Origin of the sequence: Pseudomonas sp. G1002 (assembly GCF_013385455.1) — a bacterium.
Taxonomy (GTDB): Bacteria; Pseudomonadota; Gammaproteobacteria; order Pseudomonadales; family Pseudomonadaceae; genus Aquipseudomonas.
On record NZ_JACAPY010000038.1, the window covers coordinates 155,748 to 169,840 of the forward strand.

The window sequence follows — 14,093 nt, forward strand, 5'->3', positions numbered from 1 at the left end:
CCATACGGAAACTATCCATTTGCCGGGCGCCCCTCTATGATGCACTCATGACTTTTTAACCTGCGATGACCCATGGCTGACTCTGCTTTTTTCTGCCCCCTGTCCCACGAAGGCGTTCTCGCCGTCCGCGGTTCCGACGCTGCCAAGTTCCTCCAGGGACAACTGACCTGCAACCTTAACTACCTGAGTGACACCCAGGCCAGCCTGGGCGCGCGCTGCACCCAGAAAGGGCGCATGCAGTCGAGCTTCCGCATCCTGCTGCAAGGCGATGGCGTGTTGCTGGCCATGGCCACCGAACTGCTGGAGCCACAACTGGCGGACCTGAAAAAGTACGCCGTGTTCTCCAAATCCAAACTCACCGACGAAAGCGCTGCCTGGGCGCGTTTCGGTGTGTCGGATGCCGATCAGGTACTGGCCGGCCTCGGCCTCCAACTACCCGCCGAGACCGACAGCGTGGTGCGCAGCGACGACCTGATCGCCATCCGCGTATCGCCGGGCCGTGCCGAACTCTGGGCCCCCGCCGCCCAAGCTCAAACCCTGCACAGCCAACTCGCCGCACAATTGAACGAAGGTGAACTGAACCAATGGCTGCTGGGCCAGATCCGTGCCGGTATCGGCCAGGTCATGCCCCAGACCCGCGAACTGTTCATCCCGCAGATGCTCAACCTGCAAGCCGTCGGCGGCGTCAGCTTCAAGAAAGGCTGCTACACCGGCCAGGAAATCGTCGCGCGCATGCAGTATTTGGGCAAACTCAAGCGTCGCCTGTATCGCCTGAGCCTGAATGCCGGCGAGCTGCCTGAGCCCGGCACCCCACTGTTTTCCCCGAATCACAACAGCGCCATCGGCGAGGTGGTGCTTGCCGCCCGTGCCGATCAGGCGATTGAACTTCTAGCGGTGCTGCAAGCCGAAGCAGCAGAGAGTGGCGATGTGCATGTAGGCACGCTGGAAGGCCCGGGCCTTCAGTTGCTCGACCTGCCCTACCAACTGGACCGGGATCGCGAGATCCAGCGCTGATCGTCGTACCTTTTTGCTACACCCTAGAGATCTTGAATGAACAAGCTGGCGGAAAAAGTCCAACAGGCGTTGGTTGTGGCCATCGATAACGATGACCTGGTTCTGCCAACGCTGCCTGAAGTGGCCCTGAACATTCGCCAGGCCGCCGAAGACCCGGACATCAGCATCAGCCACCTGAGCAAAGTGATCGGCCGTGACACTGCCTTGTCGGCACGGCTGATCAAAGTGGTCAACAGCCCGCTGTTGCGCGCGACCCAGGAAGTCACCGACCTGCACACCGCCATCACCCGCCTGGGCACCAACTACAGCAGCAACCTGGCGATCGGCCTGGTGATGGAACAGATCTTCCACGCCCGTTCCGAGGTGGTCGAACAGAAGATGCGCGATGTCTGGCGGCGCAGCCTGGAAGTGGCCGGCGTGAGCTATGCGTTGTGCCGCAACCACAGCCAGTTGAAGCCTGACCAGGCGGCGCTGGGTGGGCTGGTGCACCAGATTGGCGTGCTGCCGATCCTGACCTACGCCGAAGATCACTATGAACTGCTGTCCGATCCGGTCAGCCTCGATCACGTGATTGAAAGCATCCACCCGTTGCTGGGGGACAAGCTGCTGCGGCGCTGGGACTTCCCGGAAATGCTGGTGAACCTGCCGGCGCAGTACATGAACCTTGAGCGCGACTCCGAGCGCCTGGACTATATCGACCTGGTGCAGGTCGCCGTGTTGTATTGCCACCGCGACACTGACCACCCGCTGGCCAGCGTGCCGATATTGACGGTACCTGCGATCAAGAAGCTGCGACTCGACCCCTACAGCGACACCTTGCGCGCCGAGCTGGATGAAGCACGGTCGATGTTCTACTGATTACCCCGCGATAAAACTGACCCGCACTTTCAACCCCGCCAACTCTCCGTCATGCAAGCTGATCTGCGCCAGGTGTGCCCGGCAGATCTCGCCAACAATCGCCAACCCCAAGCCCGCCCCCAAGCCCTGCTGGCTGCGCCGATAGAAGCGCTCGAACACTCGGTCCCGCTCATCCAGCGGGATGCCCGGGCCGTCATCTTCCACCTCAAGTACCGCCGGCGCCGTGACCCGCAAGATCACGTTGCCGCCCGGGGGCGTGTGGGCCAGGGCGTTGTCCACCAGGTTGCTCAACAACTCGTTCAACAAGGTGGGCTCGCCCCGCAGCCACACCGGTTCATCCGCCTCCAGCGCCAGGGCCACGCCACGCGCATGGGCCAGCGGCGCCATGGCCATGCCCAGCTCGCGAGCCAACTGGCTCAGGTCCAGCAACTGGGCCCCGCCTTCGGCAATCGCCCGGGCGCCGTTTTCGATGCGCGCCAGCGAGAGCAATTGATTGGCCAGGTGAGTCAGGCGATCAGTGCCCTGGGCTGCGGTTTCCAGGGTGGTGCGCCAGGTAGCCGGATCTTCGGCACGCAGGCCAAGCTCCAAGCGTGCCTTGAGCGCTGCCAACGGAGTGCGCAGCTCATGGGCGGCATCGGCAATAAACTGTGCCTGGCGCTCGAACTGCCCGCGCAGGCGTTCGGTGAAATGGTTGAGCGCATGTACCAGCGGGCCCAATTCATGCTGCACCTCCACCAGCGGCAATGGCCGCAGGTCATCGGGCTGACGCTCTTCCACGGCCGTGCGCAAGCGCTCCAACGGCCGCAGCGCCGCACTCACGGCAAAGAACACCAACAACAAAGCACCGATGGCCAGCATCCCCAGGCGTAGCAAGGTATCGGCCATCAGGCTGCGCGCCATCGCCACCCGCGCCTCGTCGGTTTCGGCCACGCGGATTTCCGCCATGCCGTTCATGTTCGGTTCGGAGACTGCCTTGAGCAGGCTGACCACTCTCACGTTCTGGCCTTGATACCTGGCGTTATAAAAGCGCGCCAGCGCCGGATAGTCATCGGTGCGTGGAGTACCCGGCGGCGGGCCTGGCAGGTTTTCGTAGCCGGAAATCAGCTTCTGGTGAATATCGTTGACCTGGTAGTAGATCCGCCCGGCGCTGTCGTAGGCGAACGTATCCAGGGCGACGTAGGGCACATCGGCACTCAAGGTGCCGTCGCGGTGGGACAGGCCGGCCGCAATGGTCCGCGCCGAGGCCAACAGCGTGCGGTCGTAAGCCGTGTCCGCCGCCTCGCGCCCATTCCAGTAAGCGCTCAAGCCGCTGGCAATCATCAACACCACCAGCAACAGCGCCAGGTTCCACAGCAGGCGCCAGCGCAGGCTGCTGGGCTTATGCATCGCGGGCTTCCAGCAGGTACCCCAGGCCACGGAAAGTGACGATGGCCACAGGCTGGCCATCGAGTTTCTTGCGCAGGCGGTGCACGTAGATTTCGATGGCATCGGGGCTGGCCTCTTCATCCAGGCCAAACACCTGGGAAGCCAGTTGCTCCTTGCTCATGACCCGGCCCGGGCGCGCGATCAGCGCCTCAAGCACCGCCTGCTCGCGGGAGGTCAGGGTCAGCAGTTCACCACCCAGGGTGAAGCGCCGCGTATCCAGGTCGTAAATCAGCACGCCACACGCCTGTTGCCGCTCACCGCCCAGCACGCTACGGCGCAGCAGCGCCTTGACCCGGGCCTCCAGCTCCGTCAGTTCGAACGGCTTGGCCAGGTAGTCATCCGCGCCCAGGTTGAGGCCATGCACGCGGTCCTTCACATCGCTGCGTGCGGTCAACATCAACACCGGCAGATTTTTTCCACGGGCCCGCAGGCGCGCCAACACTTCAAAACCGTCCATGCGCGGCAGGCCCACATCGAGAATCGCCACCGCGTATTCCTCGCTGCTCAAGGCCAGGTCCGCCGCCACTCCGTCGTGCAACACGTCGACGGTCAAACCCGTGCTCTTGAGCGCCTGGGCGACACTTTCGGCTAGCTGCAAATGGTCTTCGACCAGAAGGACACGCATGGGTTTTTACCTCGTTCGGGGGTGGTCGGCGCCACGCTTTGCCGGGGAGTTTACAGGCGCGGCCTGCGCTGTGAAGCCCGAAAACATTGAAAGGCGACTGAAAGGTTAGTGAAAGCTTCGCCCTTTAGCATCCAGCCACGGTGGGTTTCGCCTGCCGAGCTATTTCACCCATAGCGCCCGAAAAACGCCTCGAAGCGTTTTCGCCAAAATAAGAACAATAACGGAGTACACCCACGATGCTGCGCACACAGCCGCCTGCTCGTTCTTCTCGTATCACCCAGACCGCCCTTGCCAGTGCCGCCGCCCTCGCCGGCTTTTCGCCCGCAGGCCAGGCCGCCTTTTTCGAGGACAGCACCGCCACCCTCGAAACCCGCAACATGTACTTCAACCGCGACTTTCGCGACGGCACCAGCGCACAACAATCCAAGCGCGACGAGTGGGCCCAGGGCTTCATGCTCAACCTGCAGTCGGGCTATACCGACGGTACCGTCGGCTTCGGCGTGGATGCGCTGGGCATGCTCGGGGTCAAGCTCGACTCCAGCCCCGACCGCACCGGCACCGGGCTGTTGCCGACCCACGACGACGGCCGCGCCGCCAACGAATATTCCAAACTCGGCCTGACCGGCAAAGTGAAGATCTCCGCCACCGAGCTGAAGATCGGCGCGCTGATCCCCGAATTGCCGATCCTCAAGCCCAACGACGGGCGCATCCTGCCGCAGACGTTTGAAGGCGGCCTGCTCAGTTCCAGGGAATTCAAGAACCTGGTGTTCACCGGCGGCCGCCTGAACAAGGCCAAGGACCGCGACGACACCAACTACGAAGACATCGGCCTCAACAACAAGAACAGCCGCTTCCTCAGCGGCGCCACCGGCAAGCATTTCGACTTCGGCGGCGTGGACTATAAATTCGCCGACAAGATCACCGGCAGCTACCACTTCGCCCAACTCGACGACGTGTACCGCCAGCATTTCCTCGGCCTCGTGGCCTCGCGCCCGATGGGCCCCGGCACCTTCGGCGCCGACCTGCGCCTGGCCGTCAGTGACGACACCGGCGCGGCGCGCGGCGGCAAGATCGACAACACCTCCCTCAACGGCCTCTTCAGCTATGCCCTCAATGGCCATAAGCTCAGCGCCGGTTACCAGCACATGTCCGGCGACAGCGCCTTTCCCTACGTGGACGGTAGCGATCCTTACCTTGTCAACTTCGTGCAGATCAACGACTTTGCCGGCGCCGAAGAACGCTCCTGGCAGGCTCGCTACGACTACGACTTCGCCAAGCTGGGGATTCCCGGCCTGAGTTTCATGAGCCGTTACCTGTCGGGTGACAACATCAAGCTCAAGAACGGCGAGACCGGCAAGGAGTGGGAACGCAACAGCGAGATCCGCTACGTGGTGCAAAGCGGCACGTTCAAGGACGTGGCCGTGCGTCTGCGCAATGCCACCTACCGTTCCAACTATTCGGCCCGTGATGCGGATGAAGTGCGCCTGCTGGTGAGCTACAGCGTCGCACTCTGGTAACAGCAACCTCATAACAACAATGATGGAGATGAACATGACCCTTTCACTGCGTAAATTTGCCCTGACGGCCAGCTGCATGCTGTTCGCCAGCCAACTGCTGGCCGCCGAGCCCAAGCGCCCGGAATGCATCGCCCCGGCGTCCCCCGGCGGTGGTTTCGACCTGACCTGCAAACTGGCGCAGAGCGCGCTGGTCAACGAGAAACTGTTGAGCAAGCCGATGCGCGTGACCTACATGCCCGGCGGCGTGGGCGCGGTGGCCTACAACGCCGTCGTGGCGCAGCGTCCGGCCGACGCTGGCACGCTGGTGGCGTGGTCCAGCGGCTCGCTGTTGAACCTGGCCCAGGGCAAATTTGGCCGCTTCGATGAAAGCGCCGTGCGCTGGCTCGCGGCCGTCGGCACCAGCTACGGCGCCATCGCGGTGAAAAACGATTCGCCCTACAAAAACCTCGACGATCTGGTCAAGGCCCTGAAGAAAGATCCGGGCAGCGTGGTCATCGGTTCCGGCGGCACCGTCGGCAGCCAGGACTGGATGCAAACCGCCCTGATCGCCAAGGCCGCCGGCATCAACCCGCGTGACCTGCGTTACGTGGCACTGGAAGGCGGCGGCGAGATCGCCACCGCCCTGCTCGGCGGCCATATCCAGGTAGGCAGTACCGACATCTCCGACTCCATGCCGCACATCCTCAGTGGTGACATGCGCCTGCTGGCGGTGTTCTCCGACGAACGCCTGGACGAGCCGGAAATGAAGAACATCCCGACCGCCAAGGAACAAGGCTACGACATCGTCTGGCCGGTGGTGCGTGGCTTCTACCTCGGGCCAAAAGTCAGCGACGAAGACTATGCCTGGTGGAAAGACGCCTTCGACAAACTGCTGGCTTCCGAAGAGTTCGCCAAGCTGCGTGACCAGCGCGAGCTGTTCCCGTTCGCCATGACCGGCCCGGAGCTGGACACCTACGTGAAGAAACAGGTGGCTGACTACAAAGTGCTGGCCAAAGAGTTCGGCCTGATCCAGTAATCGCCCCTCTGTGGGAGCGGGCTTGCTCGCGAAAAACTTCAACGATGACGCGTGCTGCCTGTATAAACGCGACGTCCTGGCGTTCTTCGTGAGCAAGCTCGCGCCTACAAGAGTCTCCAAGGAGTTTTCCATGCTCTTACAACGCATTTTCGCCTCAGTGATGTTGCTGGTCTGTGCCGGCCTCGCACTGATGGCCTGGCCATATCAGGCGTCGTTTTCCTACGAGCCGGTAGGGCCTCGGGCCTACCCGCTGCTGATGCTCGGGCTGATGGGCCTGGGCCTGATCTACATGCTGTTTCGTCCACAGCCCACCAAGCACACAGAAGAAGAGCCCGCGCTGGACCGCCAGACCCTGATCAAGATCGGCATCTGCGTCGGGTTGCTGCTGGTGTTTGCCGGCACCTTCGAACCCTTGGGTTTCATCCTCAGCAGCATGCTGATCGGCATTCCGATGGCGCGCCTGTATGGCGGCCGCTGGATGCCCAGCGTGGTGATCGTGACCTTGATGAGCATCGGTCTTTACCTGCTGTTCGACAAGGCCATGGATGTACCGCTGCCGCTCGGCCTGCTTGAAGTTCTGGAGAACTGATATGGATACGTTCAGCTATTTGGGCCAGGGCTTCGGCGTTGCACTGACCCCTTACAACCTGATCACCGCACTGTGCGGCACCTTGATCGGCACCGTGGTCGGCCTGTTGCCGGGCCTTGGGCCGATCAACGGCGTAGCGCTGTTGATCCCCATCGCATTTGCCCTGGGGCTGCCGCCTGAGTCGGCCTTGATCCTGTTGGCGGCCGTGTACCTGGGCTGCGAATACGGCGGGCGCATCAGCTCGATCCTGTTGAACATCCCGGGTGAAGCTTCCACCGTGATGACCACCCTCGACGGCTACCCGATGGCTCGCAAAGGCCTGGCGGGCGTGGCGTTGTCGCTGTCGGCGTGGAGTTCGTTCATCGGTGCGTTTATCGCCACCTGCGGCATGGTGCTGTTCGCCCCGCTGCTGGCCAAATGGGCGATTGCCTTCGGCCCGGCGGAATATTTCGTACTGATGGTGTTTGCCATCGTCTGCCTGGGCGGCATGGCCGGTGACAAGCCGCTGAAGACCCTTGTCGCGGCCTTGATCGGCCTGTTTCTGTCAGCAGTGGGTATCGATGCCAACAGCGGCGTTTACCGATTCACCGGCGATAACATCCACCTGACCGACGGCATCCAGTTCGTGGTGCTTGTATTGGGCCTGTTCTCCATCAGCGAGATCCTGTTGCTGCTGGAAAAAACCCACCGTGGCCAGGAAGCCGTGAAAGCCACCGGACGCATGATGTTCAACCTGAAGGAAGCTTCTGCGGTATTCGTCGTGAATATTCGCTGCGGCCTGCTGGGTTTCATCATGGGTGTCTTGCCGGGCGCGGGTGCCACACTGGCCTCGGCCGTGGCCTACATGACCGAAAAACGCCTGGCCGGTGCCAGCGGTAAATTCGGCCAGGGCGACATGCGCGGCCTGGCGGCTCCGGAAACCGCGATCGGCGCTTCCGCCTGCGGCGCCCTGGTGCCGATGCTGACCCTCGGCGTACCCGGCTCGGGCACCACGGCGGTGATGATCGGCGCCCTGTCGCTGTACAACATCACCCCCGGCCCGCTGCTGTTCCAACAGCAACCGGACATCGTCTGGGGCCTGATCGCCTCGTTGTTTATCGCCAACATCATGCTGGTGATCCTCAACATCCCGATGATCCGCATCTTCACCCGCATCCTTGCCGTGCCGAACTGGGCACTGGTGCCGGTGATCGCCATCATCACTGCGATCGGTGTGTACGCGGTTCACGCCACCACCTTCGACCTGTTCCTGATGGTCGGCATCGGCATCTTCGGCTACATCCTGCGCAAGCTGGATTTCCCGCTGTCGCCGGTGCTGCTGGGCTTTATCCTCGGCGGGTTGATGGAGCAGAACCTGCGTCGTGCGCTGTCGATTTCCAACGGCGAATTGCAGATCCTCTGGTCGAGCCCGATCACCTTCGGCGTGTGGGTACTGACGGCCTTGATGCTGTTGTTCCCGCTCCTGCGCATCTGGCGCAAGCGTTCCCTGCAGCGTCGTGCCGTGGCCGATGTCTGAAGCCACGTTCAGAAACTGGTGGGCAACACCGCTGGTCGGTCTGCTGGGCGGGTATCTCGCCAGCCAGATCGGCTGGCCACTGCCGTACATGGTCGGCTCGTTGCTGGCGATCATCCTGGTGCGCTGCCTGACACCCTGGCAGCTCGCGGAAATTCCCGGCGGCCGCAAATGCGGCCAATGGGTGGTGGGCATCGGCATCGGCCTGCACTTCACCCCGGTGGTGATCGAGCAGGTGATGAGCCACTTCGGCCTGATCTTCTTCGGCGCGCTGGTCACCAGCCTCTCCAGCATCGTGGGTGTGTGGTTGATGCGCCGCAGCGGTGAAGACCGTGCCACGGCGTTTTTCTCGAGCATGCCGGGTGGGTCGGGGGAGATGGTCAACCTCGGCGCACGCAATGGCGCAGTGCTCAGCCGCGTCGCGGCGGGCCAGAGTTTGCGGGTATTGGTGGTGGTGCTCTGTGTGCCGGCGGCGTTCAAGTATTTGCTGGGGGAAGGTGCCCCGCAGTTTCATCCGGCGACGGTGGATTGGACCTGGCTGGCGCTGCTGTTTCCCGTCGGTGCACTGGTGGCCTGGGGCTGGCAACGCTTGCGTCAGCCAAACCCCTGGCTGTTCGGGCCGCTGCTGGTCAGTGCCGCCGCCAGCATTACCTGGGACTTGCACATCGGGCTGCCCGACGGAGGCAGCCAGATCGGCCAGTGGCTGATCGGCAGCGGCCTGGGCTGCCACTTCAACCGGCAGTTCTTCCGGCGCGCGCCGTTGTTCATGGGACGTACGTTGATCGGAACGGCGTTGACCATGTTGATTGCGACGCTGGCGGCTGTGGGCTTGAGTGCACTCACACATCTGGACCTGCGTTCGCTGACACTGGGCATGATGCCAGGCGGAATTGCGGAAATGAGCCTGACGGCGGAAACCCTGCAATTGTCGGTGCCATTGGTGACGGCGATGCAGGTGATGCGTTTGTTGTTTGTGCTGTTTCTGGCGGAGCCGTTGTTTCGGCACTGGAACCGGCAGCCAGACAAAATCTGAAGCCTAAGAGGCATTCAATTGTAGGAGCTGTCGAGCTTTAGCGAGACAGCTCCTACATTGGAGCTATGTCAAACCGGCGGCAATCGCCACTCGATCGGCGTCTCGCCATTCTGCTCAAGAAACTTGTTGGTGCGGCTGAAATGCCCGCAGCCAATAAACCCTCTATAGGCCGACAACGGCGACGGATGCACCGACGTCAGCACCAGGTGCTTGGTGGCGTCGATCAGCTTCTGCTTGCCCTGCGCATGGGCGCCCCACAGCAAGAACACCAGGTGCGGCTGATGCTCGCTCACCACTTCAATAATCCGATCGGTAAAGAACTGCCAGCCCTTGCCCGCATGGGCGTTGGCATTCGCGCGCTCCACGGTCATGGTGGTGTTGATCATCAGCACGCCCTGGTCGGCCCAGCTTTGCAGGTAGCCGTGGTTGGGAATGTCGATGTTCAGGTCACGCTTGAGTTCTTTGTAGATATTGACCAGCGACGGCGGTGCCGGCACGCCCGGTTGCACCGAGAAGCACAAGCCGTGGGCCTGGCCCGGGCCGTGATACGGGTCCTGGCCGAGGATCACCACCTTGACCTTGTCCAGGGGCGTTGAGTTGAGTGCGTTGAAGATCATCGGGCCGGGTGGGTAGATCTCCTTGCCTGCCGCGTGCTCCTGGCGCAGGAATTCCCGCAACTGGGCCATGTACGGCTGGTCGAACTCGTCACGCAGGGCGTGTTTCCAGCTGGGTTCGAGTTTGATACGGTCGTCGGTGGTCATGGTTACGCTGTCTAGTCAAAAGAATGAGGCGAACCCTAGGAAAGCCGACCTTGCTTGTCAATTGATCTGACGCAGATACCGCACTTTCCTGCGAAGCGATCATACTGAACCTTCACTTTCTCGATTGAGGTCATGATGAACCTGCACTTCGAAGAGCTGATTGGCACCGGCGGCGCCCGCGTTGGCATCGCCAGCCTGGACGCGGAAAAATCCCTCAATGCCTTGTCGTTGCCGATGATCCTGGCCCTGAGCGAACGCCTGGACGCCTGGGCCAAAGACCCGCAAATCGTCTGCGTGCTGCTGCGCGGCAATGGCCCCAAGGCTTTTTGCGCCGGTGGCGAAGTGCGCAGCCTGGCCCAGGCCTGCCGTGAACATCCCGGCGAAGTACCGGCGCTGGCCGCGCAATTTTTCGCCGCGGAGTACCGCCTCGACTACCGCCTGCACACCTATCCCAAACCGCTGATCTGCTGGGGCCACGGCTATGTGCTGGGCGGTGGCATGGGCTTGCTGCAAAGCGCCGCCGTGCGCATCGTCACTCCGAGCAGCCGCCTGGCCATGCCGGAAATCAGCATCGGCCTGTACCCGGACGTGGGCGCCAGTTGGTTCCTGTCTCGCCTGCCCGGCAAGTTGGGGTTGTTCCTCGGCCTGACCGGCGCCCATATGAATGGCCGCGACGCCCTGGACCTGGGCCTGGCTGACCGTTTCCTGCTGGATGAACAACAAGACGAACTGCTTGAAGGCCTGCTGCAACTGAACTGGCAGGAACAGACCGACATGCAGCTCAACAGCCTGCTCAAGGCCCTGGCCCAGGAAGCCGCCGGCCAGTTGCCCGAAGCCCAATGGCTGCCGCGCCGTGGGCAGATCGACGAGTGGCTGGACGTGGGGGATGTGCGCTGTGCGTGGCGAGCCTTGAGCCAGTTACGCGATCACACCGACCCGCTGCTCCGCCGCGCAGGCAAGACCCTGAGCGAAGGCTGCCCGCTGACCGCGCACCTGGTGTGGGAACAGATCCAGCGAGCGCGGCACCTGTCCCTGGCCCAGGTGTTCCAGATGGAATACACCTTGAGCCTGAACTGCTGCCGTCACCCGGAATTCAGCGAAGGTGTGCGGGCGCGGTTGATCGACAAGGACCAGCAGCCACACTGGCACTGGCCGGACATCAACTTGATCCCCGAGGCCGTGGTGCAGGCGCACTTCCACAAGGTCTGGGAAGGGCGGCATCCGCTGGCGGACCTGTCTGACTATTGAGCGCCCGTCGGCGCTTTTTTGCCCTCGAACGTGAAGGCACAATTATCGGGTTGGTGGTCGTCGCACTGGAAAATCTGTTGCCCGAAAGCATCGGTGCCCGGTACCCAATGCGTGGTATCTGCCAGCGACATCGCCCCCCCGGCTTGGGCCGTGCCGTACCTCAGGGTGACTGTCTTACCCCTCAGGGTTTTATAAATGCACTTTTCCAGATAGCCATGCTTGCGCTCGTCCTGCTCGCTAGGAGTAAAAAGCGCGCCGACAAAGGTTTCCACGAATTCCCCGTCGCTCATTGCCTGGCTTATCCATGGCGAGTCGCTGTCAGTTCCCTGAAAGTGACCGTCAACGTAGCGTACAGCACTCGGGTAAGGACAGGATTGCGCTGCTGCCAACGTACTGACGCCAAGAAAAGCAAAAAATAACAGGTAGAGCGGGCTGACGTTCATGTCATGGGTTCCATCAGTCGATGCTGGAAGCGATACGCCAAACAGGCGACTGCTCCCAATTAACTACAGGCGTAACCCAGAGGATAGCTGTCAAATATGACAGTGCCGACCAACGGTAAACAAAAACGGCGCCTGAGCGCCGTTTTTCCAATTATTCCTATCAGCGATGACCGCCGCCACGGCCTCCACCCTGACCACCACCCTGGCCATGTCCGCCACCATTACCCCAGTGACTGTTGCCCCAACCCTGGTTTGGGTAAGGCCGATAACCCGCGCGCGGCCCCGCAGGATAATAGCGCGGCGCCGGCTGGTAATAACGCGGCGACGGGTAATAACGCTGCGGTGGCGGGTAGTAACCCTGGCGGTAATGGTAATACGGGCCGCCGCCGTAGTAATACGCCGGCGCGGGCGCCGTGTAGACCTCGGAACCGTAGTAGGCCTGGCCGCCACCGTAATAAGGCGCGCACGCAGAAAGGGTCAAGCCGAGCAAAGCGATGAGAAGCAGTCGACGATACATGGCGGCCTCCTGGACCGCGGAAGAGCACACCCAGCGACGCTGGGGGGCGGCAAACAGCTTTCACTGCCTGACGAAATATCTGACATCAAAAACGGAATCTGGTGCGATTTAGACATAGATTGATACATCTGCCGGTCGCCTCATTGCAGTGCAACCCCGCACCACCACGACGCATATTCACCGCACGTTTCGCCCTCTTCCTCGCGCCAACCCGCGCCATTACTGCACCCGTGCCACTTGGCACGACTCTCGCTTTACCTCTCCCGTGCAGGAGTCATCACAGGTTCGCGGCACCACAATTTGCAATGGCTGACTAGGGTTCCGGCTCGCTAAGGCGAGTGGCTGGTCCGAGAGTCGGCGACCTCCAGTTGAGGTTACACGGCGGGATAAAAGCCCGGGAGACAAGCCACCGTTCACGGTGCCGCGTTGCTCCTGCTCGCCCTTGATCAACTGGAGAAGCATCCATGCCCTCGATACGTTTACCCGCCCTGCTCGCCGCCGCCTTCGCCGCCGTGGTGAGTTTTTCCGCCCAAGCCGCCCCCAAAGACCATTTCAGCGTGTGCTGGACGATCTATGCCGGCTGGATGCCGTGGGAATACGCCGGCAGCCAAGGCATCCTCGACAAGTGGGCCAAGAAGTACGGCATCAAGATCGACATGGTGCAGCTCAATGACTACGTCGAATCCATCAACCAGTACACCGCCGGCCAGTTCGACGGCTGCACCATGACCAACATGGACGCCCTGACCATTCCCGCCGCCGGCGGCGTGGACAGCACCGCGCTGGTGGTCAGCGACTTCTCCAATGGCAACGATGGCGTGGTCATCAAAGGTGAAGGCAAGACCGTCGCCGACCTCAAGGGCATGAACGTCAACCTGGTGGAACTTTCCGTGTCCCACTACCTGCTGGCCCGCGCCCTGGAGTCGGCCAACCTCAGCGAAAAAGACCTGAAAGTGGTCAACACCTCCGACGCCGACATCGCCGCCGCCTTCAACACCGACCAGGTCAAGGCCGTCACCACCTGGAACCCGATGCTCTCGGAGATCAAGGCCAAGCCCGGCGTCACCGAAGTGTTCGACTCCAGCAAAGTGCCCGGCGAAATCATGGACATGATGGTGGTCAACACCCAGACCCTCAAGGACAACCCCAAGCTGGGCAAAGCGTTGACCGGCGCCTGGTTTGAAGTGGTGGCGCTGATGAACGCGAAAAACGCCGTCAGCACCGACGCCCTGGAACACATGGCCAAGGCCTCCGGCACCGACCTCAAGGGCTTCCAGTCGCAACTGGACACCACCAAGCTGTTCGCCACGCCCAAGGAAGCCCTGGCCTTTGCCACCAGCGCGCAGTTGCCCGCCACCATGGACAAAGTCGCCGAGTTCTCGTTTAAACACGGCCTGCTGGGTGAAGGTGCCAAGGACACCAACGCCGTGGGCATGAGCTTCGCCAATGGCGTGACCCGCGGTGACACCGCCAACCTCAAGCTGCATTTCGACCCCAGCTACGTACAGATGGCCGCCGACGGCACGCTGTAAGAG

14 protein-coding genes and 1 riboswitch are annotated in these 14,093 nt (G+C 62.0%); of the genes, 9 read left to right on the forward strand and 5 right to left on the reverse strand.

The window, feature by feature from the left end; all coding sequences use genetic code 11:
• The first annotated feature begins 72 nt into the window (after positions 1 to 72).
• Together HX801_RS25650 and HX801_RS25655 are read left to right on the forward strand one after the other, a co-directional pair.
• Entirely contained in the window at positions 73 to 1,014 is a 942-nt protein-coding gene (locus HX801_RS25650) for a folate-binding protein YgfZ (RefSeq protein ID WP_087692607.1), read from the forward strand.
• 36 nt (positions 1,015 to 1,050) lie between these two features.
• Complete coding sequence (locus tag HX801_RS25655) at positions 1,051 to 1,872, forward strand: HDOD domain-containing protein (RefSeq protein WP_134325888.1); 822 nt, start codon at positions 1,051 to 1,053, stop codon at positions 1,870 to 1,872.
• On the opposite strand, the gene HX801_RS25660 is transcribed toward HX801_RS25655, so the two are convergent.
• Positions 1,873 to 3,258 (reverse strand): sensor histidine kinase, encoded by a 1,386-nt coding sequence (locus HX801_RS25660; protein WP_003212006.1) that lies wholly within the window; start codon positions 3,256 to 3,258, stop codon positions 1,873 to 1,875.
• Positions 3,251 to 3,922 carry a response regulator gene (locus HX801_RS25665; RefSeq protein ID WP_003212008.1) on the reverse strand — a complete coding sequence of 224 codons (672 nt, stop codon included), beginning with the start codon at positions 3,920 to 3,922 and terminating at the stop codon, positions 3,251 to 3,253. Before HX801_RS25665 ends, HX801_RS25660 begins: the two co-directional genes overlap by 8 nt.
• A 236-nt stretch (positions 3,923 to 4,158) precedes the next feature.
• Here HX801_RS25665 and HX801_RS25670 point away from each other — a divergent pair, with 236 nt between their 5' ends.
• From HX801_RS25670 to HX801_RS25690, 5 genes are all read left to right on the forward strand, one after another.
• Positions 4,159 to 5,439, forward strand: coding sequence for an OprD family porin (locus HX801_RS25670; RefSeq protein ID WP_008437839.1), 1,281 nt, complete (start codon positions 4,159 to 4,161; stop codon positions 5,437 to 5,439).
• Between the two features lie 28 nt (positions 5,440 to 5,467).
• Complete coding sequence (locus HX801_RS25675; protein WP_166742143.1) at positions 5,468 to 6,454, forward strand: tripartite tricarboxylate transporter substrate binding protein; 987 nt, start codon at positions 5,468 to 5,470, stop codon at positions 6,452 to 6,454.
• A 130-nt stretch (positions 6,455 to 6,584) separates the two neighbouring features.
• Complete coding sequence (locus tag HX801_RS25680) at positions 6,585 to 7,043, forward strand: tripartite tricarboxylate transporter TctB family protein (RefSeq protein WP_008437838.1); 459 nt, start codon at positions 6,585 to 6,587, stop codon at positions 7,041 to 7,043.
• 1 nt (position 7,044) lies between these two features.
• Positions 7,045 to 8,559 carry a tripartite tricarboxylate transporter permease gene (locus HX801_RS25685; RefSeq protein ID WP_177022960.1) on the forward strand — a complete coding sequence of 505 codons (1,515 nt, stop codon included), beginning with the start codon at positions 7,045 to 7,047 and terminating at the stop codon, positions 8,557 to 8,559.
• Positions 8,552 to 9,589: an AbrB family transcriptional regulator gene (locus HX801_RS25690; protein WP_003212018.1), complete on the forward strand. Its 1,038-nt coding sequence runs from the start codon at positions 8,552 to 8,554 to the stop codon at positions 9,587 to 9,589. The genes HX801_RS25685 and HX801_RS25690 overlap by 8 nt, the downstream gene beginning before the upstream one ends.
• Positions 9,590 to 9,657: 68 nt before the next feature.
• Here the strand turns inward: HX801_RS25690 and ung are convergent, their stop codons facing one another.
• On the reverse strand, positions 9,658 to 10,350 hold the full coding sequence (gene ung, locus HX801_RS25695) for a uracil-DNA glycosylase (protein ID WP_003212020.1): 693 nt from the start codon (positions 10,348 to 10,350) through the stop codon (positions 9,658 to 9,660).
• A gap of 135 nt (positions 10,351 to 10,485) precedes the next feature.
• Here ung and HX801_RS25700 point away from each other — a divergent pair, with 135 nt between their 5' ends.
• Positions 10,486 to 11,598: an enoyl-CoA hydratase/isomerase family protein gene (locus HX801_RS25700; RefSeq protein ID WP_008437835.1), complete on the forward strand. Its 1,113-nt coding sequence runs from the start codon at positions 10,486 to 10,488 to the stop codon at positions 11,596 to 11,598.
• Here the strand turns inward: HX801_RS25700 and HX801_RS25705 are convergent.
• Positions 11,592 to 12,041: a DUF3757 domain-containing protein gene (locus tag HX801_RS25705; RefSeq protein WP_008437833.1), complete on the reverse strand. Its 450-nt coding sequence runs from the start codon at positions 12,039 to 12,041 to the stop codon at positions 11,592 to 11,594. The genes HX801_RS25700 and HX801_RS25705 overlap by 7 nt on opposite strands.
• A 160-nt stretch (positions 12,042 to 12,201) precedes the next feature.
• A complete protein-coding gene (locus HX801_RS25710; RefSeq protein ID WP_003212026.1) occupies positions 12,202 to 12,558 on the reverse strand; it encodes a hypothetical protein in 357 nt (118 codons plus the stop codon).
• Between the two features lie 302 nt (positions 12,559 to 12,860).
• Positions 12,861 to 12,961: riboswitch (guanidine-I (ykkC/yxkD leader) on the forward strand.
• Between the two features lie 61 nt (positions 12,962 to 13,022).
• Here HX801_RS25710 and HX801_RS25715 point away from each other — a divergent pair.
• Entirely contained in the window at positions 13,023 to 14,090 is a 1,068-nt protein-coding gene (locus tag HX801_RS25715) for a putative urea ABC transporter substrate-binding protein (protein WP_177022961.1), read from the forward strand.
• The last annotated feature ends 3 nt before the right edge of the window (positions 14,091 to 14,093 follow it).

Coding starts and splice junctions, on each gene's coding strand:
- HX801_RS25680 (WP_008437838.1), top strand. CDS start 6,585: ATGCTCTTACAACGCATTTTCGCCTCAGTGATGTTGCTGGTCTGTGCC.
- HX801_RS25675 (WP_166742143.1), top strand. CDS start 5,468: ATGAACATGACCCTTTCACTGCGTAAATTTGCCCTGACGGCCAGCTGC.
- HX801_RS25685 (WP_177022960.1), top strand. CDS start 7,045: ATGGATACGTTCAGCTATTTGGGCCAGGGCTTCGGCGTTGCACTGACC.
- HX801_RS25715 (WP_177022961.1), top strand. CDS start 13,023: ATGCCCTCGATACGTTTACCCGCCCTGCTCGCCGCCGCCTTCGCCGCC.
- HX801_RS25700 (WP_008437835.1), top strand. CDS start 10,486: ATGAACCTGCACTTCGAAGAGCTGATTGGCACCGGCGGCGCCCGCGTT.
- HX801_RS25710 (WP_003212026.1), bottom strand. CDS start 12,558: ATGTATCGTCGACTGCTTCTCATCGCTTTGCTCGGCTTGACCCTTTCT.
- HX801_RS25655 (WP_134325888.1), top strand. CDS start 1,051: ATGAACAAGCTGGCGGAAAAAGTCCAACAGGCGTTGGTTGTGGCCATC.
- HX801_RS25690 (WP_003212018.1), top strand. CDS start 8,552: ATGTCTGAAGCCACGTTCAGAAACTGGTGGGCAACACCGCTGGTCGGT.
- ung (WP_003212020.1), bottom strand. CDS start 10,350: ATGACCACCGACGACCGTATCAAACTCGAACCCAGCTGGAAACACGCC.
- HX801_RS25665 (WP_003212008.1), bottom strand. CDS start 3,922: ATGCGTGTCCTTCTGGTCGAAGACCATTTGCAGCTAGCCGAAAGTGTC.
- HX801_RS25670 (WP_008437839.1), top strand. CDS start 4,159: ATGCTGCGCACACAGCCGCCTGCTCGTTCTTCTCGTATCACCCAGACC.
- HX801_RS25650 (WP_087692607.1), top strand. CDS start 73: ATGGCTGACTCTGCTTTTTTCTGCCCCCTGTCCCACGAAGGCGTTCTC.
- HX801_RS25660 (WP_003212006.1), bottom strand. CDS start 3,258: ATGCATAAGCCCAGCAGCCTGCGCTGGCGCCTGCTGTGGAACCTGGCG.
- HX801_RS25705 (WP_008437833.1), bottom strand. CDS start 12,041: ATGAACGTCAGCCCGCTCTACCTGTTATTTTTTGCTTTTCTTGGCGTC.